At 38.9% G+C, this 23,470-nt stretch carries 24 protein-coding genes; 8 read left to right on the top strand and 16 right to left on the bottom strand.

Features of this window, described 5'->3' with window-relative positions; all coding sequences use genetic code 11:
* Nucleotides 1-2: 2 nt before the first annotated feature.
* From DQN24_RS02025 to DQN24_RS02050, 6 genes are all read right to left on the bottom strand, one after another.
* A complete protein-coding gene (locus tag DQN24_RS02025; protein ID WP_021034504.1) occupies nt 3-335 on the bottom strand; it encodes a hypothetical protein in 333 nt (110 codons plus the stop codon).
* Nucleotides 335-1,033, bottom strand: coding sequence for a 6-phosphogluconolactonase (pgl, locus tag DQN24_RS02030; RefSeq protein WP_111695321.1), 699 nt, complete (start codon nt 1,031-1,033; stop codon nt 335-337). The genes DQN24_RS02025 and pgl overlap by 1 nt, the downstream gene beginning before the upstream one ends.
* A gap of 83 nt (nt 1,034-1,116) precedes the next feature.
* A complete protein-coding gene (gene zwf / locus DQN24_RS02035) occupies nt 1,117-2,601 on the bottom strand; it encodes a glucose-6-phosphate dehydrogenase (RefSeq protein WP_042594739.1) in 1,485 nt (494 codons plus the stop codon).
* 74 nt (nt 2,602-2,675) lie between these two features.
* On the bottom strand, nt 2,676-3,485 hold the full coding sequence (cysQ, locus tag DQN24_RS02040; protein ID WP_042594737.1) for a 3'(2'),5'-bisphosphate nucleotidase CysQ: 810 nt from the start codon (nt 3,483-3,485) through the stop codon (nt 2,676-2,678).
* Nucleotides 3,486-3,489: 4 nt separating this feature from the next.
* A complete protein-coding gene (locus tag DQN24_RS02045) occupies nt 3,490-3,906 on the bottom strand; it encodes a hypothetical protein (RefSeq protein WP_038439463.1) in 417 nt (138 codons plus the stop codon).
* 52 nt (nt 3,907-3,958) lie between these two features.
* A complete protein-coding gene (locus tag DQN24_RS02050; protein ID WP_111695322.1) occupies nt 3,959-5,947 on the bottom strand; it encodes an OPT family oligopeptide transporter in 1,989 nt (662 codons plus the stop codon).
* Nucleotides 5,948-6,175: 228 nt separating this feature from the next.
* On the opposite strand from DQN24_RS02050, the gene hslR reads away from it, so the two are divergent.
* Nucleotides 6,176-6,571 carry a ribosome-associated heat shock protein Hsp15 gene (hslR, locus tag DQN24_RS02055; RefSeq protein WP_005654696.1) on the top strand — a complete coding sequence of 132 codons (396 nt, stop codon included), beginning with the start codon at nt 6,176-6,178 and terminating at the stop codon, nt 6,569-6,571.
* A 25-nt stretch (nt 6,572-6,596) separates the two neighbouring features.
* Here the strand turns inward: hslR and asnC are convergent, their stop codons facing one another.
* The gene (gene asnC, locus DQN24_RS02060) at nt 6,597-7,049 is read right to left on the bottom strand and encodes a transcriptional regulator AsnC (protein WP_005649540.1); all 453 of its coding nucleotides are present in this window, start codon (nt 7,047-7,049) and stop codon (nt 6,597-6,599) included.
* Between the two features lie 153 nt (nt 7,050-7,202).
* Here asnC and asnA point away from each other — a divergent pair, with 153 nt between their 5' ends.
* A complete protein-coding gene (asnA, locus tag DQN24_RS02065) occupies nt 7,203-8,195 on the top strand; it encodes an aspartate--ammonia ligase (protein ID WP_005692036.1) in 993 nt (330 codons plus the stop codon).
* A gap of 65 nt (nt 8,196-8,260) precedes the next feature.
* Here the strand turns inward: asnA and DQN24_RS02070 are convergent, their stop codons facing one another.
* The 4 genes from DQN24_RS02070 to DQN24_RS02085 all read right to left on the bottom strand — a co-directional run bounded on the left by DQN24_RS02070 (nt 8,261) and on the right by DQN24_RS02085 (nt 14,660).
* Nucleotides 8,261-8,935 (bottom strand): phosphoglycolate phosphatase, encoded by a 675-nt coding sequence (locus tag DQN24_RS02070; protein ID WP_110430549.1) that lies wholly within the window; start codon nt 8,933-8,935, stop codon nt 8,261-8,263.
* Nucleotides 8,936-8,980: 45 nt separating this feature from the next.
* Nucleotides 8,981-9,655 carry a ribulose-phosphate 3-epimerase gene (gene rpe / locus DQN24_RS02075; protein ID WP_110430550.1) on the bottom strand — a complete coding sequence of 225 codons (675 nt, stop codon included), beginning with the start codon at nt 9,653-9,655 and terminating at the stop codon, nt 8,981-8,983.
* Between the two features lie 146 nt (nt 9,656-9,801).
* Nucleotides 9,802-12,222 (bottom strand): DNA topoisomerase (ATP-hydrolyzing) subunit B, encoded by a 2,421-nt coding sequence (gene gyrB / locus DQN24_RS02080; RefSeq protein WP_111695323.1) that lies wholly within the window; start codon nt 12,220-12,222, stop codon nt 9,802-9,804.
* A 125-nt stretch (nt 12,223-12,347) separates the two neighbouring features.
* On the bottom strand, nt 12,348-14,660 hold the full coding sequence (locus DQN24_RS02085) for a Tex family protein (protein ID WP_111695324.1): 2,313 nt from the start codon (nt 14,658-14,660) through the stop codon (nt 12,348-12,350).
* A 95-nt stretch (nt 14,661-14,755) separates the two neighbouring features.
* Between DQN24_RS02085 and greB the strand changes: the two genes are divergently transcribed.
* Complete coding sequence (greB, locus tag DQN24_RS02090; protein ID WP_021034513.1) at nt 14,756-15,232, top strand: transcription elongation factor GreB; 477 nt, start codon at nt 14,756-14,758, stop codon at nt 15,230-15,232.
* Nucleotides 15,233-15,301: 69 nt separating this feature from the next.
* On the opposite strand, the gene fabR is transcribed toward greB, so the two are convergent.
* The 3 genes from fabR to DQN24_RS02105 form a co-directional block, all read right to left on the bottom strand.
* Nucleotides 15,302-15,919: an HTH-type transcriptional repressor FabR gene (fabR, locus tag DQN24_RS02095; protein ID WP_005629669.1), complete on the bottom strand. Its 618-nt coding sequence runs from the start codon at nt 15,917-15,919 to the stop codon at nt 15,302-15,304.
* On the bottom strand, nt 15,919-16,824 hold the full coding sequence (oxyR, locus tag DQN24_RS02100) for a DNA-binding transcriptional regulator OxyR (RefSeq protein WP_050848014.1): 906 nt from the start codon (nt 16,822-16,824) through the stop codon (nt 15,919-15,921). The genes fabR and oxyR overlap by 1 nt, the downstream gene beginning before the upstream one ends.
* A gap of 315 nt (nt 16,825-17,139) precedes the next feature.
* Nucleotides 17,140-17,361 carry a SlyX family protein gene (locus tag DQN24_RS02105; RefSeq protein ID WP_005649565.1) on the bottom strand — a complete coding sequence of 74 codons (222 nt, stop codon included), beginning with the start codon at nt 17,359-17,361 and terminating at the stop codon, nt 17,140-17,142.
* Between the two features lie 98 nt (nt 17,362-17,459).
* On the opposite strand from DQN24_RS02105, the gene fkpA reads away from it, so the two are divergent.
* From fkpA to DQN24_RS02130, 5 genes are all read left to right on the top strand, one after another.
* Complete coding sequence (gene fkpA, locus DQN24_RS02110) at nt 17,460-18,185, top strand: FKBP-type peptidyl-prolyl cis-trans isomerase (RefSeq protein ID WP_050848015.1); 726 nt, start codon at nt 17,460-17,462, stop codon at nt 18,183-18,185.
* Between the two features lie 88 nt (nt 18,186-18,273).
* Nucleotides 18,274-18,939: a helix-turn-helix transcriptional regulator gene (locus DQN24_RS02115; protein ID WP_110430555.1), complete on the top strand. Its 666-nt coding sequence runs from the start codon at nt 18,274-18,276 to the stop codon at nt 18,937-18,939.
* Nucleotides 18,939-19,319, top strand: a complete 381-nt coding sequence (tusD, locus tag DQN24_RS02120) for a sulfurtransferase complex subunit TusD (RefSeq protein WP_005649571.1) — start codon at nt 18,939-18,941, stop codon at nt 19,317-19,319. Before DQN24_RS02115 ends, tusD begins: the two co-directional genes overlap by 1 nt.
* Nucleotides 19,316-19,675, top strand: a complete 360-nt coding sequence (gene tusC, locus DQN24_RS02125; RefSeq protein WP_111695325.1) for a sulfurtransferase complex subunit TusC — start codon at nt 19,316-19,318, stop codon at nt 19,673-19,675. Before tusD ends, tusC begins: the two co-directional genes overlap by 4 nt.
* An 8-nt stretch (nt 19,676-19,683) precedes the next feature.
* Nucleotides 19,684-19,971, top strand: coding sequence for a DsrH/TusB family sulfur relay protein (locus DQN24_RS02130; RefSeq protein ID WP_042593277.1), 288 nt, complete (start codon nt 19,684-19,686; stop codon nt 19,969-19,971).
* Nucleotides 19,972-20,090: 119 nt separating this feature from the next.
* Here the strand turns inward: DQN24_RS02130 and tuf are convergent, their stop codons facing one another.
* The gene (tuf, locus tag DQN24_RS02135) at nt 20,091-21,275 is read right to left on the bottom strand and encodes an elongation factor Tu (protein ID WP_005654658.1); all 1,185 of its coding nucleotides are present in this window, start codon (nt 21,273-21,275) and stop codon (nt 20,091-20,093) included.
* A 64-nt stretch (nt 21,276-21,339) separates the two neighbouring features.
* A complete protein-coding gene (gene fusA / locus DQN24_RS02140; protein WP_111695326.1) occupies nt 21,340-23,442 on the bottom strand; it encodes an elongation factor G in 2,103 nt (700 codons plus the stop codon).
* Nucleotides 23,443-23,470: the final 28 nt, after the last annotated feature.

A 23,470-nucleotide genomic window follows, 5' to 3' on the forward strand; every position in this document is an offset into this window, starting at 1 on the left:
TTTTAAATTTCTCTAATTAAAGAGCTGCCTTGCTCTAACGTGTCTAGCCACTGCCATTTTTCATGACCAATGAGTTTACTTTCTTCTAAGGAAAATGTGGTACAACAACGCCCCAAACGATTTTCTAGAGATTGATTTAACTGTTGATACGTAAATTCAATTTGAGTATCGTTAATCCATTTCCCAATTAAAAAGCCTTTTAAAATTTCCCCACCACCATATTCGGCCCAAATCATTTTACCTTGTTGATGGTAATGAAATTCTGTTTGGCTACTAACCTCACCATTTGATGTATTTTCAACAGCAACGAATTTTTTATTATCTAAATTCAGCATTAAAGCAACTCCGCTGCTGCCTTATCCAAATACCATTCCGTCACCCCATTTTTTGCTTTAATTTTAGCCGCAGGGTACGGCAAATTCTCAGAAGATATGGTTTGAATTTCCTTTAGGATTTCCGCTTTGCTTTCGCCAGTGACTAAGTAGGTAATGCGTTTGGCTTGTTCAATAAGTTTGGCTGTTTTAGAAATGCGAATTTGACCACTTTCAGGGTGCTCAGCAATGACAGCTAGGTTTTCATCATCAAAATTGGTTTGATGTGGGAAAAGAGAAGCAGTATGACCATCAGCTCCCATACCTAAAATGATCCAATCAAAAACACCGTTTGGAATGACCGCACTTAATTCTTCTTCAAAGCGTTTTAGCTCAAAGTGCGGTTCATTTTCACCACGAATTCGATGGATATTTTCCGTTGGAATTTGAATATGATCGAATAAAAGTTTTTGCACTTCGCCATAGTTGCTTTCAGGATCAGATGGTGGAACCATACGATCATCCCCCCACCAAAAATGCAGGTTTTTCCAGTTCATTTGTTCAGCATAAGGTGATTTGGCTAAGGTTTTAAATAGCAACTTAGGCGTTGAACCACCAGAAAGGGAAATATGTACAGGGTGATTTAATTGGCTATAAATCACAAATTCTTGCGCGATTTTTTCGACTGCGTGTTGAGCCGTTGGGAAGCTGATATAATTCATTGATTTTCCGTTGGGCTTTAGCCCCAATTTATTATGTTAGATATTAAGAGCGGTGGGCTCAAGCCCACCCTACATTAGATTAATTAAACTTTTTTCTTCATTAAACCTGTTGGTTTACGCCAAACTTTGCCTTGTTTTGCGATTAATTTATCGGCTGCCACAGGTCCCCAAGTGCCAGCTTCATATTCGTGAATGCGACCACCATTCGCTTTGTAATCTAAAATCGGTTGCACAAATTTCCATGCCGCATGCACAGCATCAGTACGAGCAAACAAGGTTGCATCGCCTTTCATCGCATCTAGCAATAAGCGTTCATAGGCAGTTAATACTTGCGCACCTGCTAAATCTGCATAACGGAAATCCATTGATACTTCTTTCGCTTCAAAGCCTGCACCTGGTTTTTTCAAACCAAAACGCATTGAAATCGCTTCATCAGGTTGAATACGAATAATCAATTTATTCTCTGGTGCATTTTGGCTGAATACAGGATGTGGCGTGGTTTTAAAATGGATCACAATTTCAGTCACACGAGCTGGTAAGCGTTTACCCGTGCGGACATAGAACGGCACACCAGCCCAACGCCAGTTTTCAATTTCACAACGCAATGCGATGTAGGTTTCAGTGCGAGAATCTGTCGGTACGCCTTTTTCTTCTAAATAGCCATTTTCCATTTTGCCGTTAATTTGAGCCGCAGTGTATTGACCTAAAACGAGATTATGCTCCATATCTTCGGCGGTTAATGGACGCAAACTATGCATCACTTTTGCTACTTCATCACGCATTGAATTCGCATTAATAATCGCAGGCGGCTCCATTGCCACCATCGCTAATACTTGCAATAAATGGTTTTGGAACATATCTCGCATTGCACCAGAACCATCATAATAGCCACCGCGCTCTTCCACGCCAATAGATTCTGCGCCAGTAATTTCTACATAATCAATGAAATTACGGTTCCAAAGCGGTTCAAACCAACCATTTGAAAAACGTAATACAAGCAAGTTTTGAACGGTTTCTTTACCTAAATAATGGTCAATACGATAAATTTGGTGTTCTTCAAAGAAACGGTGGATTTGTACGTCTAGGGCTTGCGCTGTTTTTTCATCATAACCAAAAGGTTTTTCAACGATAATACGTTTCCAGCCATATTCTTCCGTATTTAAACCATGAGCAGCCAAACACTCAGGGATCACGCCATAAAGACTTGGCGGAGTGGACATATAGTAAAGGGTGTTACCACAGGTTTGATATTTATCGTGAAGCTCGTCTAAACGTGGAACAAGTTTGCCATAATCTTGAGCATCAGATGTATTCACAGCTTGGTAATAAAGATGAGAGCAGAAAGCATCTAAGGTTTCTGGTGTTGTTTCTTCATTATGGATTAACGCCTCACGCATTTTTTCGCGGAAAGTTTCATCGTTCAACTCAGAACGTGCAACACCAAGAACGGAAAAGTTTTCACTCAAACGCCCGATTTTATAGAGATTATAAAGAGCTGGAATGAGTTTACGGTGAGTTAAGTCACCAGACGCGCCAAAGATGACGATACAGTTATTATCTGTTTGCATAATTATTCCTTATAAGATTCCGAGTAATGTCGAAAATAATGCCGTATTCTAGAGAAAAAAACCAATCGAACCAATCAATTAAATTGAAAGATAGAACGCCAATCGAGCGATTGATCGCCCACCATGACAAAATGCGGATTAATCAAGGTTTCACGCTGGTTATAGGTTAAAGGCTCAAAATGAGAGTCAAAAATGGCACCGTGAGTTTCAGCAAGCAGAACTTCTGCCCCAGCGGTATCCCATTCTCCTGTTTGTCCTAAACGAACATAACAATCTACTGCACCTTCAGCCACCAAACCGCTTTTTAAGCTACTTGAACCAACCACAACAAATTCACAAGGAAAATCCTTCGGCAAAATCGACCGCACTTTTTCTTGTGAAGTCGTTGCACCTACCGCAATTCGTAAAGGGCGGTCAAAATTAATCGTGTTTTTAGTGAGTTTTTTTACCTGATCCAGTTGTTTTTTAAACGCGCCGAAATCACGCATCGCATAATAAGTTGTCGATAAAATTGGTGCATGAATAATGCTTAACACTGGTTTATTTTTACGAACTAAGGTAATCAACACAGAAAATTGATCGGTACGATTAATAAATTGTTGTGTGCCATCAAGAGGATCAATCAACCAATATTCTTTCCAATTTTTACGTTCTTCAAAGGAAATATGGCAATTTTCTTCCGAAAGAACAGGGACATTAGGGAAAAGTGCGGTCAATTTTTCTGTTAAAAATTGGCTCACAAAAAGATCCGCTTCCGTCACAGGCGTGTTGTCTTCTTTCAATTCAACATGCACCTGTTTTTGATAAAACTGTTGCAAATGCTTACCCGCTTGATAAGCAATCAGCAATACTTGGTTAAGTAAATGTTCGTTTAACGTCAGCATAAAATTATTCTCTTGTTTTTGGCAGCAACCACGGCATCACAAATAGAGCATAAAATACCATTCCGCATGTGCTTATTAACCCGAGGGATAATCCCCCTTCGGTCAACCAGCCCCAAAAGGACGTTTCTTGTTCGCCTAGCAATAACAAATAAAAATAAGATGCCATATTGCAATAAACAAATGAAATGATCGATGAAACTAATACAATCGAGGCAATGTTATAACGAGTGTAACGGAATTTTGCAGCTAAAAGTGCGGTTAAAAATGCGGGAATGGTGGCGAGAAGAAATGCTGTGAGAGCATAGCTAGAAAAAGGAACGATAACACCACTTGAATCATCATCGAACCAAATCAAAAGTGCGGTAACGATGACCTGTAAAATCAGAGGGAAAAAAATAAGTGTTTTTAAGTAAGATTTCATAGTGAAAAATAGGTTATCCAGAAGATAACCTATTCTAAAATAAATTTAAGGATTAATCAGATTTTTTCGCACGTAATACGCGAGATGCAAAAATCACAATGCCCACGATAAATACGATTAAACCTAACCACTCGCCAATTGTATCCCAATTTTCAAGATTTAAGGATAATGGAGCTTCAGAACCACCAGTGGTAACAGAAGCCGCAATAATGAATGCTAAAATTACCCCCATTAAACTTTCGCCTACAATTAAACCTGCAGAGAAAAGCGTACCGAAACGTTCTGCTTTAGCTGACACTTCTTTGTTACCAAGTTTTGCAATATGGCGAGCCATAATCCACGCTAGGAATGCACCAACAATCACAGGCGTATTAATTGATGGTGGTAAGTAAATACCAATCCCCACAGCAATAACTGGCAAGCTAAAGACTTTGTTGCTGACTTTTTTCAAAAATGCATCAATCGTAATTAACACAGCACCTAAACCCACACCAGTTAAGATGTAAGTCCATTCCAATTTATTTGTGAAAATACCTTGAGAAATGGCGGTCATTAACGTTGCTTGTGGTGCAGATAAGGCTTGTGAAGGATCCATATCTGGGCGTGGTAACGCACCGCTGAAACCATACGCGTGATACAAGATTTCTAACACTGGCGCGATAACAAGTGCACCGACAAAGCAGCCGATAATTAATGCAACTTGTTGTCGCCAAGGTGTTGCTTCAACTAATAAACCCGTTTTTAAATCTTGTAGATTATCATTAGAAATACAAGCTGTAGTGATTACGATAGATGCCGTAAACAATGTAAGTGCGGTTAAAAATTTCTGACCATCTACAGTTTCAAATAAGCCCGAGGCGTTACCGATTGACACCAATACTAATGAAATCACGATAACAGAAATAATTCCGATACCAGAAATTGGGCTTGAAAATGAACCCACTAAACCTGCCATATAACCAGAAGCAGCTGCCACAAAGAAGCCGATAAATACCGCTAAGAAAGTACAAACTACCACTAATAAAATGGAAAGCTCAGGCGAAATTGGTGCCGCCGCAATAAAGTGATGTAATGAAATAACAATTAACGCAACCGTCGCAATTAAGATATAAATCATTGTTTTTGGAGAAAGGTCAATATCAATACGATGTTCTGATGCCTCTTGCCCACCTTTCAGCATACGGAAAGAATGAACCATCCCTTCAATCATTGGTTTCATTAAAATCAGCAATGTCCAAATCGCAGCAATACCAATTGTACCCACACCAATATAACGCACTTTGGTTTTCCAAACAGTCATCGCAGAATCAATTAAACTTGCATCCGCGGCAATATCTTCTGACATTGTGAAATATGGCACTGCCACACCCCAAGTCAAAATAACACCGATTAACATCGCAATACCGCCGACAATACCAATTAAATAACCAGCACCGAGTAAGGCAAGTGAAAAGCCCATTGGTAATTGGAACGCCGCTTTTCCTGTTTGAATCCAAGCACTTGCACCATCAGCCATCACGCGTAAACCGTTAGTTAAAAATGCCACTAATCCCGCTAAAACACCACCGTAAGCAATATCTTTCACACCGCTGTCGCCATCTGCATGATTACCTGCTTTCAAAATTTCTGCAGCAGCTACCCCTTCAGGATAAGGTAAATTACTATTTACCACCATTGCACGGCGTAATGGAATAGTGAATAACACGCCCAATGTACCACCAGCTGCACAAATCAACATCGTTTGCCAGAATGGAAAATCTTGCCAGTAGCCCATCATTAATAAACCAGGCAAGACGAAGATCACAGAAGAAAGCGTACCTGCTGAAGATGCTTGAGTTTGCACCATATTATTTTCAAGAATGCTAGAATCTTTGAAAAATTTGAGTACTGCCATAGAAATGACGGCCGCTGGAATAGATGACGCAAATGTCACCCCCACTTTTAGACCGAGATACACATTGGATGCAGTGAAAATTACCGTAATCAATGCACCGAGAATAATTCCTCGAACGGTCAATTCTTTTAAGTTTTCGTTATGCATAAATTGTTCCTTGAGCTTAAAAAAAGAAAACCACTCAACCTTGTCAAAAATTTGACTATTTTTCAAGTTTTTTTAACATAAAATTTGTTTTATTGAAAAATGTTTAAATTAACCTGTTTTTATTTTTTTTCATTTAATAAAAATCCTATTAAAGAATAAAATTTTTAATAACAGTTCATTAGCATACTTTGTGGTACTATTTTGTCGAATCAAAATAAGGAGAAAATAATGGCAGAAAAAGAAGTCAGATTAGATAAATGGTTGTGGGCTGCCCGATTTTACAAAACACGGAGCATTGCTAAAGCGATGATTGAAAGTGGTAAAGTGCATTACAACAATCAACGTGCGAAAGTAAGTAAAATTGTGGAAGTGGGCGCAATGTTAAAACTTCGCCAGGGAAACGAAGAAAAAGAAATAAAAATTATCGCCTTAAGCGATCAACGCCGAGGTGCGCCAGAAGCACAATTACTCTATCAAGAAACCGAAAGTAGCGTGAAAAAAAGAGAAGAAATCGCGTGGGCAAGAAAAAATAATTCCCTTTCAATGCCCCATCCTGATCGTCGCCCAAATAAAAAAGAGCGGAGAGATTTATTGAAATTTAAACACCAAGATAAATTTGAATAAAAATTTCACCGCACTTTCTGTGTTTTTAAGGTTTAATATCTCGCAAAATTGGATTTTGCATTGAAATCAAGGTTTCAGTGGATTGAATTTCATCTATTAACTGAATCTTGGTCGCCAAAACAGAATGTAGTTCTGCGATTGTGTGCGTCATCACTTTTAAGAAAATCGAGTAATTGCCTGTTGTATAATAGGCTTCCACTACTTCATCAAAACTTTCTAGCTTTTTGATTACCTTTTCATAATCTTTTGCGCTTTTTAGAATAATGCCGATAAAACAACATACATCATAGCCTAATTTACGTTCATCAATAATCACTTTTGTGCCTTTAATAATGCCCGATTGACGCATTTTTTCTACTCGCACATGAATCGTTCCTGGACTAACTCCAAAATTTTTAGCCATTTCTGCGTATGGTGTTCTCGCATCTTTAGTGAGTACACGTAATATTTTTTGATCTAAACTATCGATGTTGTGCATAAAACCTTCTCCTTTAGATTTTATTTAATTTTTTCCCAATGAATTGGATAATATTCAACCAGAAAAAGAAAGTAAACAAAATACTTGAAATAAAATCATCATTTACTGAATAATACTCAAAAATATTACTCCTCGTTAAAAAAGGTTATCAAAATGAAAAAGACATTTATTTTACAACAACAAGAAATTAGCTTTGTAAAGAACACTTTTACCCAAAATCTTATTGAGCAACTTGGCATTATTGAAGTGCAAGGCCCAATTTTGAGCCAAGTGGGTAACGGAATGCAAGATAACTTATCAGGCATTGAAAAAGCCGTACAGGTTAATGTGAAATGTATTCCAAATGCGGTGTTTGAAGTTGTGCATTCTCTTGCGAAATGGAAACGCCATACATTGGCTCGCTTCCACTTTAAAGAAGGCGAAGGCTTGTTTGTTCATATGAAAGCATTACGCCCAGATGAAGATTCTCTTGACCCAACTCACTCTGTTTATGTGGATCAATGGGACTGGGAAAAAGTGATTCCTGAAGGTCATCGTAATTTCACATACTTAAAAGAAACGGTAAATTCAATTTATCGTGCTATTCGTTTAACGGAATTAGCCGTAGAAGCACGTTTTGATATTCCTTCCATTCTTCCAAAACAGATTACCTTTGTGCATAGCGAAGATTTAGTCAAACGCTATCCAGATTTAAGCAGTAAAGAACGTGAAAACGCAATTTGTAAAGAATACGGTGCAGTATTCTTGATCGGAATTGGTGGCAAACTTTCAGATGGCAAACCTCACGATGGCCGTGCACCAGATTATGATGACTGGACAACAGAATCTGAAAATGGCTACAAAGGCTTAAATGGCGACATTCTGGTATGGAACGACCAATTAGGCAAAGCCTTTGAACTTTCCTCAATGGGTATCCGAGTAGATGAAAGTGCATTACGCTTACAAGTTGATCTAACGGGCGATGAAGACCGTTTAAAAATGGATTGGCACCAAGATTTATTAAACGGAAAATTACCATTAACTATCGGCGGTGGTATCGGTCAATCTCGCTTAGCAATGCTTTTACTTCGTAAAAAACATATCGGTGAAGTGCAATCAAGCGTATGGCCAAAAGAAATGTTAGAAGAATTTTCAAATATTCTTTAAAAAATAATTAATTTGATAACAAAAGTGCGGTAAAAATTTACCGCACTTTTTATTAGATAGAAAACTTAAAGAATACTTAATAGCTGGGCAAAATCATCAAACACCCAATCTGGATTGGATTCGCTGATAGGGATATTGTAATTGTAGCCGTAAGTTAAACCAACAACCGCACAGCCCGCAGCGTGAGCCGCGATAATATCATTTTTAGAATCGCCTACGAAAAGCACTTGGCGTGGTTCAAAACCAAATTTTCCGCATAAATAATAAAGTGGGGCTGGATGTGGTTTGATTGCAGGTAAGGATTGACCGCCCAACATTTCACTAAATAAATGATCAATGCCAAATGCTGCCAATACAGGTTGAACGTGCTTTGTCGGTTTATTCGTAACAACTGCTAAGACATAGCTTTTTTCTTTCAAGGTTTCTAAGGTTTCTTTTACATTCGGATACAGGCGACTAACATTACATAAATTCTCGCCATAATAAAAATTAAAACGTTCCGTTACTTGCTTAACCTCTGTTTCAGTTAGCACTTTTCCTGTTTGTTTTTTCGCCCAATCTAACGCTCGGGCAATTAATACAGGCGCACCATTGCCTATCCAAGTTAACACTAATTCTTCTGGTGCTTGCGGTAAATCAAATTCAGCCAAAGCAGAATTTACGGATAGTGCTAAATCAGGCAGGCTATTCACCAAGGTGCCATCTAAATCAAAGCCAATAAGTTTAAATTGTGTATTCATTGTTTTTCTCTGTTCTATTGCAATCCCATTTCATTAAAATGACAGTTATGCACTAACTCTCGCTAACTGTGTACGCATTTGGTCAATAACTTGTTTATAATCTGACTTACCAAAAATTGCAGAACCTGCTACAAACATATCTGCTCCAGCCGCGGCAATTTCTGCGATGTTATCAACTTTCACGCCACCATCTACTTCAAGACGAATGTCATAACCACTTTCATCAATGATCTTACGAGCCTGTTGTAATTTCTTCAACGTTGCTGGAATAAAAGATTGTCCGCCAAATCCGGGATTCACTGACATTAATAAAACCACATCCACTTTATCCAAAACGTAATCTAAATAACTCAACGGCGTCGCAGGATTAAAAACTAATCCAGATTTACAACCACAATCACGAATAAGCTGCAAAGAGCGGTCAATATGTTCGCTAGATTCTGGGTGGAAAGTGATATAGTTCGCACCAGCTTTAGCAAAATCGGGAATAATACGATCGACCGGTTTTACCATTAAATGCACATCTATCGGTGCGGTAATGCCATAATCACGCAAGGCTTGACATACTGCAGGTCCAAAAGTGAGATTAGGTACATAATGATTATCCATAACATCAAAATGAATAACATCTGCGCCTGCGTTAAGTACGTTTTGTACGTCATCGCCAAGACGTGCAAGATCAGCAGAAAGAATTGAGGGAGCGATAAGATAAGGTTTCATAAAGGTTCTCCGTTGAGAAAATGACTTCGCTTAGTTTACTCACTTCAGTTCAAAAAACCAATAGCCATCCTTATATGAAATAACAAGATAAACGAAGAAAGAGCATCTAAATGCCCTTTCAATTATGAATATAAATAGACGGAAATTTACACGTCCAAATTTGCTCTCAACGCATTCAGCTCAATGAACTCACGACGTGGCTCAACTTCATCTCCCATTAAGGTCGTGAAGAGTTGATCTGCTGCAACGGCATCCTTAATGGAAACTTTCAACATACGACGTGAATTTGGATCCATTGTGGTTTCCCAAAGTTGATCTGCGTTCATTTCCCCAAGTCCTTTATAACGTTGTACTTCAAGACCTTTACGAGATTCTTTCACTAGCCATTCAACAGCTTGTTCAAAAGTACGCACTGGTTGTACTTTTTCGCCACGAATAACATAAGCACCCTCTTCTAATAAACCATTGAGTTGTTTATTAAGAGAAACAATTTTCGCGTATTCATTGCCGTGAACAAAATCAAAATTCAAGAAATAATCGGTATCAATACCGTGTTTGCGAACCGTAATCACCGCTTCATATACTTGACGTTCCGCATTAAATTGTGTACGCACTGAATATTGATGCGCTTCTGTTTCTTTTGCAGTCAGTTGTTCAACAAAAGATTTACCCCAATTTTCAACCGCACTTTCGTCTTTCATCATTTCAACAGAAATTGGCGACTGATAAATTAATCCTTGCAATACAGGGGCTGGATAATGGCGGCTTAAACGACCGATAAGTTTTTGTACGCTGTTATATTCTGCCACCAATTTTTCAAATACAAGAGCATTCATTGCTGGTGCATTTGCGCTAATATGTAATTCTGCGCCATCTAAAGCAAGGGTTAATTCATATTGCTCCATTTCATCCGCATCTTTAATGTAGCGTTCTTGTTTTCCTTTTTTGACTTTATAAAGTGGCGGCTGAGCAATGTAAACATAACCACGTTCAATAAGCTCAGGCATTTGACGATAGAAAAACGTTAAAAGCAACGTACGAATGTGAGAACCATCCACATCAGCATCGGTCATGATAATGATATGATGATAGCGTAATTTATCTGGGTTATATTCATCACGACCGATACCGCAGCCTAAGGCAGTAATCAATGTTCCCACCTCTTGAGAAGACAACATTTTGTCAAAACGTGCTTTTTCTACGTTTAAGATTTTACCTTTCAATGGCAAAATTGCTTGAGTTTTACGATCACGACCAACTTTTGCAGAGCCGCCTGCGGAGTCCCCCTCCACCAAGTAAAGCTCAGAAAGCGCAGGATCTTTTTCTTGGCAGTCTGCAAGTTTACCTGGCAAACCTGCAATATCTAATGCCCCTTTACGGCGCGTCATTTCACGTGCTTTGCGTGCTGCTTCACGCGCACGAGCTGCCATAATAATTTGGTTTACAATGATTTTTGCATCTGCAGGATTTTCCAATAAATATTCCTGCATTTTTTCATTCATCGCAGATTCCACCGCACTTTTAACTTCTGAAGACACGAGTTTGTCTTTAGTTTGCGATGAGAATTTTGGATCAGGCACTTTAACTGAAATAATCGCAACTAAACCTTCACGCGCATCATCGCCTGAAGTCGCCACTTTTTCTTTTTTCAGCATACCCTCGTTTTCCATATAGCTATTTAAGCTACGGGTTAAAGCCCCACGAAAACCTGCTAAGTGAGTACCGCCATCACGTTGAGGAATGTTATTGGTGAAGCAATACACGTTTTCATTTACACCATCATTCCACTGCAATGCGACTTCCACGCCAATGCCATCTTTCTCAGCTGTAAAATAAAATGGCTTTGGATGAATTGGGTTTTTATTTTTGTTCAAATATTCGACGAATGCTTGAATACCGCCTTCGTAATGAAAATGATCTTCAGTGCCATCACGTTTATCAATTAAACGAATAGATACGCCTGAGTTCAAGAAAGAAAGCTCACGTAAACGTTTTGCTAAGATTTTGTAATCAAAGGTTGTGATAGCAAAAATATCTGAGCTTGGCCAGAAACGAACCGTTGTCCCCGTTATCTCTGTATTGCCAATCACTGTTAATGGCGATTGAGGCTCCCCTAAATGATAAAACTGCTCGTGAACGTGACCTTGACGACGAATGGTTAATTGTAATTTATCAGAAAGCGCATTCACTACAGATACGCCCACGCCGTGTAAACCGCCCGATACTTTATAAGAGTTATCGTCAAATTTACCGCCAGCGTGAAGCACGGTCATAATCACTTCTGCTGCAGAAACGCCTTCTTCAGGATGAATATCCACAGGAATTCCACGCCCATCATCTTGCACTGATACAGAATTATCATCGTGAATTGTCACGATAATATCGGAACAATGGCCTGCGAGGGCTTCATCAATGGCATTATCCACCACTTCAAATACCATATGGTGCAAACCAGTACCGTCATCGGTATCGCCGATATACATACCGGGACGCTTGCGCACTGCATCAAGGCCTTTTAATACTTTAATGCTCGATGCACCATAGTTATCATTGGTCGTTTCTGACATAATTTATCTCATTCTTTTGTAAATAAAAATTGGGCGAGATTATAGCAAAAAATCGCCGTTTTGGCGATGCTTTTCGGGAAAGGAAAGATATAAAAAAAGGGCGAGTAATTTCGCCCCATAACTTGTTATTTTTTCCAATTTTTTAACGCATCAGCAAAGGCATTGCCCATTGTATTATTACCTCTTGAATTACGATCCTCTCGCTGCGTATTTCCACGAGGTCTTGCAGATAAAGAGCGGTCAGATTTGCCATCATTTTTGACCGCACTTTCATCTAATCGCATCGTCAATGCAATGCGTTTACGTGGCACATCCACGTCTAACACTTTGACTTTTACAATGTTGCCTGTTTTTACCACTTGATGGGGATCTTCCACGAATTTATCGCTTAATGATGAAATATGCACTAAACCATCTTGATGAACACCAATATCCACAAATGCGCCAAAATTGGTTACATTAGTAACAGTTCCTTCTAAAATCATTCCAGATTTTAAATCCGTTATTTCTTCCACGCCCTCAGCAAATACAGCGGTTTTGAACTCGCCACGTGGATCGCGCCCTGGTTTTTCCAACTCTTTGAAAATATCTTGAACCGTTGGTAAACCAAATTGCTCATCAATAAATTGTTTTGCATCAAGCTGACATACCACACCGGCATTGCCCATTAAATCTTGGATAGATTGTGCGGTAGCTTGCAAAATTTTTTCGACCACAGGATAAGCCTCTGGGTGAACACCTGAAGCATCAAGTGGATTTTTCCCGCCTGCAATACGCATAAAGCCCGCACATTGCTCAAAGGCTTTTGGCCCTAAACGTGGCACTTTTTTCAATTCGCTGCGGCTTTCAAAACGCCCATTTTCATCACGATATTCCACAATGTTTTGTGCTAAGGTTTTTGTCATTCCAGCCACACGAGCGAGTAATGGCGCGGATGCCGTATTCAAATCCACACCTACTGCGTTTACACAGTCTTCCACCACCGCATCAAGTTTACGCGCAAGTTGGATTTGGTTTACATCGTGCTGATATTGCCCTACACCAATGGCTTTTGGTTCGATTTTCACTAATTCTGCCAATGGATCTTGTAAACGACGCGCAATTGATACCGCACCACGTAAAGATACATCTAAATTCGGGAATTCATTTGCGGCAAATTCAGAAGCTGAATAAACGGATGCACCTGCTTCGCTCACCACAACGGTTTGAGGTTTATTTTCTTTAATTTCTTTAATCACTTCTTTCGCAAAACGTTCAGTTTCACGAGAAGCCGTACCATTACCAATGGCAATTAATTCTACATTATGTTTGCGGATTAAGCTGAAAATCGCCACTTGCGCTTCGGCTTCACGCCCCGTGTGTGGATAAATGGTGGTGGTATCTAATAATTTACCTGTGTTATCCACCACCGCAACTTTAACCCCTGTACGCAAGCCTGGGTCTAAGCCCATGGTGCTTTTCGCGCCAGCGGGTGCAGCCATTAAAAGTGCGGTCAGATTTCGAGCGAAAACATCAATGGCTTCTTCTTCCGCTTTTTCACGTAAACTCGCCATTAATTCCGTTTCTAAATGCAACGACACTTTGATTTTCCATGTCCACGCAATCACTTGCTCACGCCATTTATCCGCAGGCTGCCCTGTGAAACGTACATCTAAATAATCACGAATAATTTCTTCACAATAACTTTGGCGACTTCCCTCTTCTACATCAGGATCCGCATTTAAGCTTAATTGTAAAATGCCCTCATTACGTCCACGGAACATCGCTAATGCACGGTGAGAAGGCACATTTTTCAATAATTCTTGGTGATCGAAATAATCTTGGAATTTTGCGCCTTCCGCTTCTTTGCCTTCGATTACTTTTGATACGATAACCGCATTTTTCGCTAAATAATCACGGACTTTCGCTAATAAACCTGCATCCTCAGCAAAACGCTCCATTAAAATATAGCGTGCACCATCAAGCGCTACCTTAGTATCTGTTATGCCTTTATCTGCATTCACAAATTCCGCTGCTGCCGTTTCAGGATCATTCTTCGGCTCGTTCCAAAGTAAATCAGCCAATGGCTCAAGACCTGCTTCAATGGCAATTTGCCCTTTAGTGCGGCGTTTAGGTTTGTACGGCAAATACAAATCTTCTAATTCGGTTTTGCTTTGTGTCGCATGGATTTTTTCACGCAGTTCATCGGTCAATTTCCCTTGATCTTCAATAGATTTCAAAATGGTTTGACGACGATCTTCTAATTCACGCAAATAAATTAAACGGGTTTCAAAATGGCGAAGTTGGGTGTCATCTAAGCCATCAGTGGCTTCTTTACGATAACGTGCAATAAATGGAATGGTGTTGCCATCATCTAATAATTGAATGGCGGCAAGGATTTGTTGGGGTTGAACGGTTAATTCTGCCGCAATAATTTGGCTAATTTGTTGATTTAACATTGTCATACTTCTTTGTTATAAAAAAACGAAGATAGAATACTGGTTTTAGCAGATTGGCTCAAATATAATTCAAAAAACTTTCTTTTATTTTCATTATGGCAAAATCAAATTATATTACTCGTCAAGGCTGGCTTGCGCTTGACCAAGAACTCAAGTTTTTGTGGAAAGAAGAACGCCCAAAAGTCACTCAAGCAGTCTCAGATGCAGCCGCACTAGGCGATCGTAGCGAAAATGCCGAATATATTTATGGTAAACGTCGCTTACGTGAAATTGATCGTCGTGTACGTTTTTTAACTAAAAGATTGGAAATGCTACAAATTGTCGATTACAACCCAAAGCAAGAGGGAAAAGTTTTCTTCGGTGCGTGGGTGGAATTAGAAAATGAAGAAGGCGAAATCAAGCAATATCGTATCGTCGGTTGTGATGAATTTGCCCCTGCGAAAAATTGGATCTCCATTGATTCCCCAGTTGCTCGAGCTTTAATCGGAAAAACATTAGACGACGAAGTGCGGGTAGAAACGCCCTCAGGTTTTATCACACTTTATGTGAATAAAATTTGGTATGAAAAATAACTTAGAAGAATAAAAGATAGTGAATATCTAAGCACAAAGAAAAAACTAATCAGCTAAATATAAACTATCTTACTTGCCTCTTTCCTTATTCGCAGCAAAATCAGCACCTTTTGCAAGCATTCTCAATTGCAAAATCACTCGAGCTTTAAGTTGCTCACGTTCAGCTTTACTCATATCTAAGGCATTCGCCCCAGCAGTGAATACAATTGTTACGATGCCTTCCGCTTGAACATAAGCAACATATTGTGAATATTGATGTTTGTAGGAAATATATTCTGCTAACTCATCAACAAAATGCTTAATTTCACGTGCTGCCGCAGTACGAAAAGCTTGGGAAGTGCCTGAACTTTCTCGTAAAAGCAAGCGGAAAACGTTCGTACTGTTAGTGATAAATTCAAAAAATGTATCGACAGAAACAGAAATAACGCTACCGCCAGCATCAATACGTTTACGCGCTTGACGCATTAATTGGCGCAACATCAAACCTGCTTCATCCACCATTTCTAAGCCGAGTTCATCCATATCGCTAAAATGGCGATAAAAAGAGGTAGGTGCAATGCCAGCCTCGCGAGCAACCTCTCGCAAACTCAAATTAGAAAAACTTTTTTCTGCACTAAGTTGATTAAATGCCGCATCCACTAAAGCGCGGCGAGTCTTTTCTTTTTGAACAGCACGAACACCAGCCATTATTTCAACCTACCAAGAATAGATTTAACCTCATCACTTACCACTTTTGCAATACGTTCATAACGATTACGTAATGGCGAGCCGGGACGATAAACCAAAACGATAGCTCGTGATGGTTCTGGCGAATGACAAGAAATATATTTCACACCTTTACGCGTACCTTCATTAAGTACCGCCAATTCAGGCATAAACGTAATACCAGCATCTGCCGCTACCATATTGCGCAAAGTTTCAAGGCTAGTTGCTTGGAAATGGGAATTTTCTTTTGCACCAGCAGTAAAGCAATAATCTAATGCTTGATTACGCAAACAATGGCCATCATCAAGCATTAACATTTCTTGACCATTTAATTGATTCATAGGCACTTTACTTTCTACAGCCCAAGGATGATGCTCTGATACGGCAAGTAACATTTTCTCGTTGAAAATAGGCACTTCAATAAAAGATTCTGTTTCTGACACTGTAGCAACAATCGCACAATCTAAACGCCCTGTTTCCAATTGTTCTAATAATTGCTGCGTTTGTGCTTCATAAAGAAAAACTTCTAAATCAGGAAATGCCGCTTTTAATGTTGGAACAATATAAGGAAGTAAATAAGGCCCAATAGTTGGAATTAAACCAATGTGCAACGGCCCTGTCATATCCTTACCTTGATTACTTGCCATTTCTTTCAATAGTTTTACTTCTCGAAGCACTTTACGAGCTTGCTCAACCAATAACATTCCAGATTGAGTAAATAATACTTTACGGCTAGTACGTTCTAACAAAATAATACCAAGCTCATCTTCTAACTTACGAATTTGCCCACTTAATGTGGGTTGGCTCACATTACAAGAATCAGCAGCACGACGGAAATGTTTATATTCAGATAAGGCAACAAGATATTCTAAATCACGGATATTCATTCGATTTTCCCTGTGGAAAAATTAACTTCAAAGAATGGAATTAATGGCTTGGACTATACCATAGTTTTATGCATAATTCAGCCGATAATTTTTAATGGCAAGAAGAAAAACAATATCGAGTATGTAAGGAAAATATGGAAATGCGAGTAGCAGCTGTAGCCTGTTGTAAAAGGTCTCAGACCCACTCATTAAGGCGTGATGTCAGAATATTTTTATATAATTTCCGTAAGGTGGGCATAAGCCCACGCGTTTGTTATATCCCGCGTGGGCTTACGCCCAGCCTACAATTACTTTTCATTCTTTACATTACAGAAATTAATAATGGGGCGGTGGCGTTTCTTCAGATTGGCTTGCAATATTAGAGGGTTGAAAATCTTTTAATTTATTTGCCATATAACGCAATTGGACTTGCATTTTATCTATATCAAATTGCTGTTGAACTAAAGCGTGATTTAATTCATCTAATAACTGTTCCTGAAATGCAATTTTCATTTCAAGTTCTTCAATGCGATTTTCTAACATTTGTTGAATTTGCATAAATTTTTCTCTAAATTCTAAAAAAAAGTTGAGAATAGATAGAAAGCAATTTAATCTATTCCCCGTAGTATTTCATTCATTATAAAGGATTAACTTATATGTTAAAAATTCAAAAATTATCTATCGCAGCATTAATGGTAAGCGCGGTAATTTCTGGTCAAGTTTTTGCAGAAGATAACGCATTCGATGAAAAAGCGGCATCTTATGCTGTGGGTACTTTAATGGGCAATCAGATGAAAGATCTTGTTGATTCCCATAAAGATGTTATCAAATATGATAATGCTCGTATTTTAGATGGCTTAAAAGATGCTTTAGAAGGGAAAGTGGATGTGCGTAAAGATGAAAAAATCCAAAAAACCTTAGAATCTATTGAAGCAAAATTAGTGGCTGCAGCAAAAGCAAAAGCAGAAGCGATTGCTAAACAAGCAAAAGAAGAAGGCGATAAATTCCGTGCTGAATTTGCTAAAGGTAAAGATGTAAAAACGACGCAATCTGGTTTAATGTATAAAATTGAAAACGCAGGTAAAGGCGATGCAATCAAAGCAACAGATACGGTTAAAGTACATTACACGGGTAAATTACCAAATGGAAAAGTATTTGATAGCTCTGTCTCGCGCGGACAACCTGTAGAGTTCCAACTTGATCAAGTAATTAAAGGCTGGACTGAAGGTCTTCAATTAGTGAAAAAAGGCGGAAAAATTCAATTAGTTATTGCCCCTGAATTAGGCTATGGCGAACAAGGTGCTGGTGCATCTATTCCACCAAATTCAACATTAATTTTTGATGTAGAAGTATTAGACGTCAATCCAAAAGCAGAAAAATAACGGATAAGTTTAACAGCACGTATTCTTTAATGCGTGCTTTTTATTATAAAAACGAGCGAAATTTTTACCGCACTTTTAACCTAAAGCTATGACATTAAACGATAAATATCCTTTCACTGACGAAGATCACGCTATCATAAATTCCTACAAAGCGGTCGTTGATGGTATCAGCGCACTGATTGGTGAGCACTGCGAAATCGTGCTTCATTCTTTAGAAGATATTGAACATTCTGCTATTTGTATTGCCAACGGACATAACACTAATCGACAAGTTGGTTCGCCAATTACCGATCTTGCCTTACGTTCGCTACGAAATATGCAAAGCGAAAGTGTTTCAAAGCCTTATTTTACACGAGCAAAAGGTAGCGCACTGATGAAATCAGTCACTATTGCCATTCGTAATAAAACTCAACGTATTATTGGTTTGCTTTGTATCAATATCAATTTAGATGTACCCGTGTCTCAATTTTTACAATGCTTTATGCCAACGGAGCATACGAATGAAACATCTTCGGTTAATTTTGCCAGTTCAGTGGAAGACTTGGTTGCGCAGACTATTGAAAAAACAATAGAAGAAGTCAATGCAGATCGCGCTGTTGCCAATAATACTAAAAACCGACAAATCGTCCTTTCTCTTTACGAAAAAAGTATTTTTGATATTAAAGATGCGATTAATTTAGTCGCAGAACGTTTAGATATTTCCCGACATACGGTTTACCTATACATCCGCCAAATCAAACAAGAGCAAGAATAATGCGCTATGTTATCGCTGTCAAAAGCCCTATTTACGGAAAACAAGGGGCATTTTTAGCTTATCAATTTGCAGAAGCCTTAATCAAAAAAGGACACGAAATCTCACAGATTTTTTTCTTTCAAGATGGAGTGAGTAACGGAAATGCATTAGTGTATCCAGCCAATGATGAAGTTAATTTACAAAAACATTGGCAAGTTTTTTCCATTACCCACAATGTTCCTTTGCATTTATGTGTTGCAGCATCTCAAAGACGAGGTGTTGTTGATAACTTAACTACACCAACTACAGGTCAGAATAATCTTGCAAAAGAATTCATAATTGCAGGTCTTGGAGAATTTATGGCAGCGAGTTTAAACGCAGATCGAGTGATAACCCTATGAAAATAGCCTTTTTATTTCGCACATCTCCACATGGCACATCCATTTCACGAGAAGGCTTAGATGCAATTCTTGCCGCAACAGCTTTTTGTGATCCAAATGATATTGGCGTATTTTTTATCGATGATGGTGTATTAAACCTTATTAATCATCAGCAACCTGAAATCATTCAACAGAAAGACTTCATTAGAACCTTTAAATTATTAGATTTATATGATGTAGAACAACGTTTTATCTGCACGGAATCTTTACAGAAATTTAAGCTAGAGGATAAACAACTCATCCTATCTTGTGAAAAAATTGACCGCTCTTTATTGATAGAAAAGCTTAATCAAACAGAAAAATTGTTTACTTTCTAAGGAATATTATGCTTTATACATTTTCTCAATCAGATTATCCCAAAACTGAACTAGATGATTACTTTTTATACATCACAGAAAAAGATGCGGTAGTATTATGGCAAGATGGTGTGTTATTGGCAGTAAAATACCCTGATTATTTTGTCAAATGTAAAGGGAATTGCATGATATTGAAACAAGATATTTTAGCAAGAAATCTTACCGCACTTTTACCTCAAAGCAGCAAGATAAAACTAATTTCAATAGAAGAACTTGTTGGAATCACTGAGAATTATTTACCACAACTATCACTATAAAAATCAAATAATTTAGTAAATATTTACATATATAAAATAAAAAATGCGGAGAATTTTCTCCGCACTTTTCTTTTTGTTTTTTCTGTCTTTTATCTTTAAGACATTCAGGAATCCATCAATTACTTGATGATTTTCGCTACAACACCCGCACCTACTGTACGGCCACCTTCACGGATTGCGAAACGTAAACCTTGGTCCATCGCAATTGGGTGGATTAAGCTTACTGTCATCTTGATGTTATCGCCTGGCATTACCATTTCCACGCCTTCTGGTAATTCAATAGTACCAGTTACGTCTGTTGTACGGAAATAGAATTGTGGACGGTAACCTTTGAAGAATGGAGTATGACGACCACCTTCATCTTTTGATAATACATATACTTCTGATTCAAAATCAGTGTGTGGTGTGATTGAACCTGGTTTCGCTAATACTTGACCACGTTCGATTTCTTCACGTTTGGTACCACGTAATAATGCACCGATGTTTTCACCTGCACGACCTTCGTCAAGTAATTTACGGAACATTTCAACACCCGTTACAGTAGTTTTCGCTGTATCTTTGATACCGACGATTTCTACTTCATCACCTGTACGGATGATACCACGTTCTACACGACCTGTTACTACTGTACCACGACCTGAAATTGAGAATACGTCTTCGATTGGAAGAAGGAACGGTTGGTCAATCGCACGTTCTGGTTCTGGAATATAAGTATCTAAGTGACCCGCTAATTCTAGGATTTTTTCTTCCCATTCTGCTACGCCGTTTAATGCTTGTAATGCTGAACCACGTACGATTGGAGTATCGTCACCTGGGAAGTCATATTGAGATAGAAGTTCACGAACTTCCATTTCTACTAATTCTAATAACTCTTCGTCATCTACCATATCGCATTTGTTTAAGAATACGATGATATATGGTACACCTACTTGGCGACCTAACAAGATGTGTTCACGAGTTTGTGGCATAGGACCATCTGTTGCTGCTACTACTAAAATAGCACCATCCATTTGCGCCGCACCGGTAATCATGTTTTTAACATAGTCGGCGTGTCCCGGACAGTCTACGTGTGCGTAGTGACGAGTCGGTGTATCGTATTCAACGTGTGAAGTATTGATGGTAATACCACGCGCTTTTTCTTCTGGCGCGTTATCGATTTGGTCAAATGCACGCGCTGCACCACCGTAATGTTTTGCCAATACGGTTGTAATTGCTGCTGTTAAAGTTGTTTTACCGTGGTCAACGTGGCCGATTGTACCCACGTTTACGTGCGGTTTTGTACGTTCAAATTTTTCTTTAGACATTTCTAATGTTTCCTAAGAAGTGCGGTATAAAACAATCATATTTTACACCGCTGGTTTACAAAAATTATTTTTTACGCGCTTCAATTACTGCAGCCGCAACACTTGTTGGAGCTTCAGCATATTTTAACGGTTCCATTGAGTAAGATGCACGACCTTGAGTTTGTGAACGTAAGTCTGTTGCATAACCGAACATTTCTGAAAGTGGAACTTCAGCGTCGATCTTAACAACGAACTCGTTCGCTTCTTGACCGTTTACCATAGCACGACGACGGCTTAAGTCACCAATTACATCACCAACATATTCAGGCGGAGTTTCAACTTCAACTTTCATAATTGGCTCAAGTAATACTGGGTTTGCTTTTGAGAATGCCGCTTTAAATGCTAAAGATGCAGCAAGTTTAAAAGCTAACTCAGATGAGTCCACATCATGGTATGAACCGAAGTGTAAACGTACACCAAGATCAACTACTGGGTAACCCGCTAATGGACCAGATTTAAGTTGTTCTTGAATACCTTTATCAACGGCTGGAATGTATTCACCAGGAATTACACCACCTTTGATTTCGTTTACAAATTCATAACCAGGGCCTTCTGGATCTAATGGGTATAAGTCGATAACAACATGACCATATTGACCGCGACCACCAGATTGTTTAGCGTGTTTACCTTCGACATCATTAACACGAGTACGGATAGTTTCACGGTAAGATACTTGTGGTTTACCGATGTTAGCTTCCACTTTAAACTCACGTTTCATACGGTCAACGATGATATCTAAGTGTAATTCACCCATACCAGAAATAATGGTTTCCCCAGATTCTTCATCAGTGTGAACACGGAATGAAGGGTCTTCTTGTGCTAAACGACCTAATGCTAATCCCATTTTTTCTTGGTCAGCTTTAGTTTTTGGTTCTACCGCAACAGAAATTACTGGCTCTGGGAATTCCATACGCTCAAGGATAATTGGCGAATCAATTGCACATAATGTATCACCAGTAGTTACATCTTTTAATCCGATAGCTGCTGCGATATCACCTGCACGAACTTCTTTAATTTCTTCACGTTTATTAGCGTGCATCTGTACGATACGACCAAAACGTTCACGTTTTTGACGTACAGAATTCAATACTGTATCTCCAGAATTAATAACACCAGAGTATACACGGAAGAATGTTAAGTTACCTACAAATGGGTCAGTTGCAATTTTAAATGCTAATGAAGAGAATGGTTCTTCATCACTTGCATGACGCTCACCTTCAGTTTCATCTGGGTTGATACCTTTAATTGCAGGGATATCAGTTGGTGCTGGTAAGTATTCAACAACTGCGTCAAGCATTGCTTGAACACCTTTGTTTTTGAATGCAGAACCACAGGTTACCAAAATAATTTCATTTGCTAATACGCGCTGACGTAATGCTGACTTAATTTCTTCTTCAGTTAAGTCTTCACCACTTAAGTATTTTTCCATTAATTCTTCTGATGCTTCAGCTGCCGCTTCAACAAGATTTTGACGCCATTCTTCACAGTCTGCTTGCATATTTGCAGGCACTTCTTCATAAGTGAAAGTCATACCTTGGTCTGCTTCATTCCAGTTGATCGCTTTCATTTTGATCAAATCAACTACACCAGTGAAGTTTTCTTCTGCACCAATTGGAAGTTGAAGTGGAACCGCATTAGCACCTAAGCGGGTTTTTAATTGTTCAACAACACGTAAGAAGTTCGCTCCAGTACGGTCCATTTTATTTACGAACGCAATACGTGGAACTTCATACTTGTTAGCTTGACGCCATACGGTTTCAGATTGTGGTTGAACACCACCAACCGCACAGTAAACCATTACTGCACCATCAAGAACACGCATAGAACGTTCTACTTCAACAGTAAAGTCCACGTGTCCTGGAGTATCGATAACATTGATACGATGTTGTGGGAATTGTTGTGACATACCAGACCAGAATGCAGTTGTTGCCGCAGAGGTAATGGTGATACCACGCTCTTGTTCTTGTTCCATCCAGTCCATCGTTGCTGCACCATCGTGCACTTCACCGATTTTGTGGCTAACACCAGTATAGAATAAGATACGCTCAGTAGTAGTGGTTTTACCCGCATCAATGTGCGCACTGATACCGATATTACGATATCTTTCAATAGGGGTTGTACGAGCCATTATTATAACCTTGTTTATTTAATATCAG

This window comes from Haemophilus influenzae, assembly GCF_900475755.1.
GTDB lineage: Bacteria > Pseudomonadota > Gammaproteobacteria > Enterobacterales > Pasteurellaceae > Haemophilus > Haemophilus influenzae_D.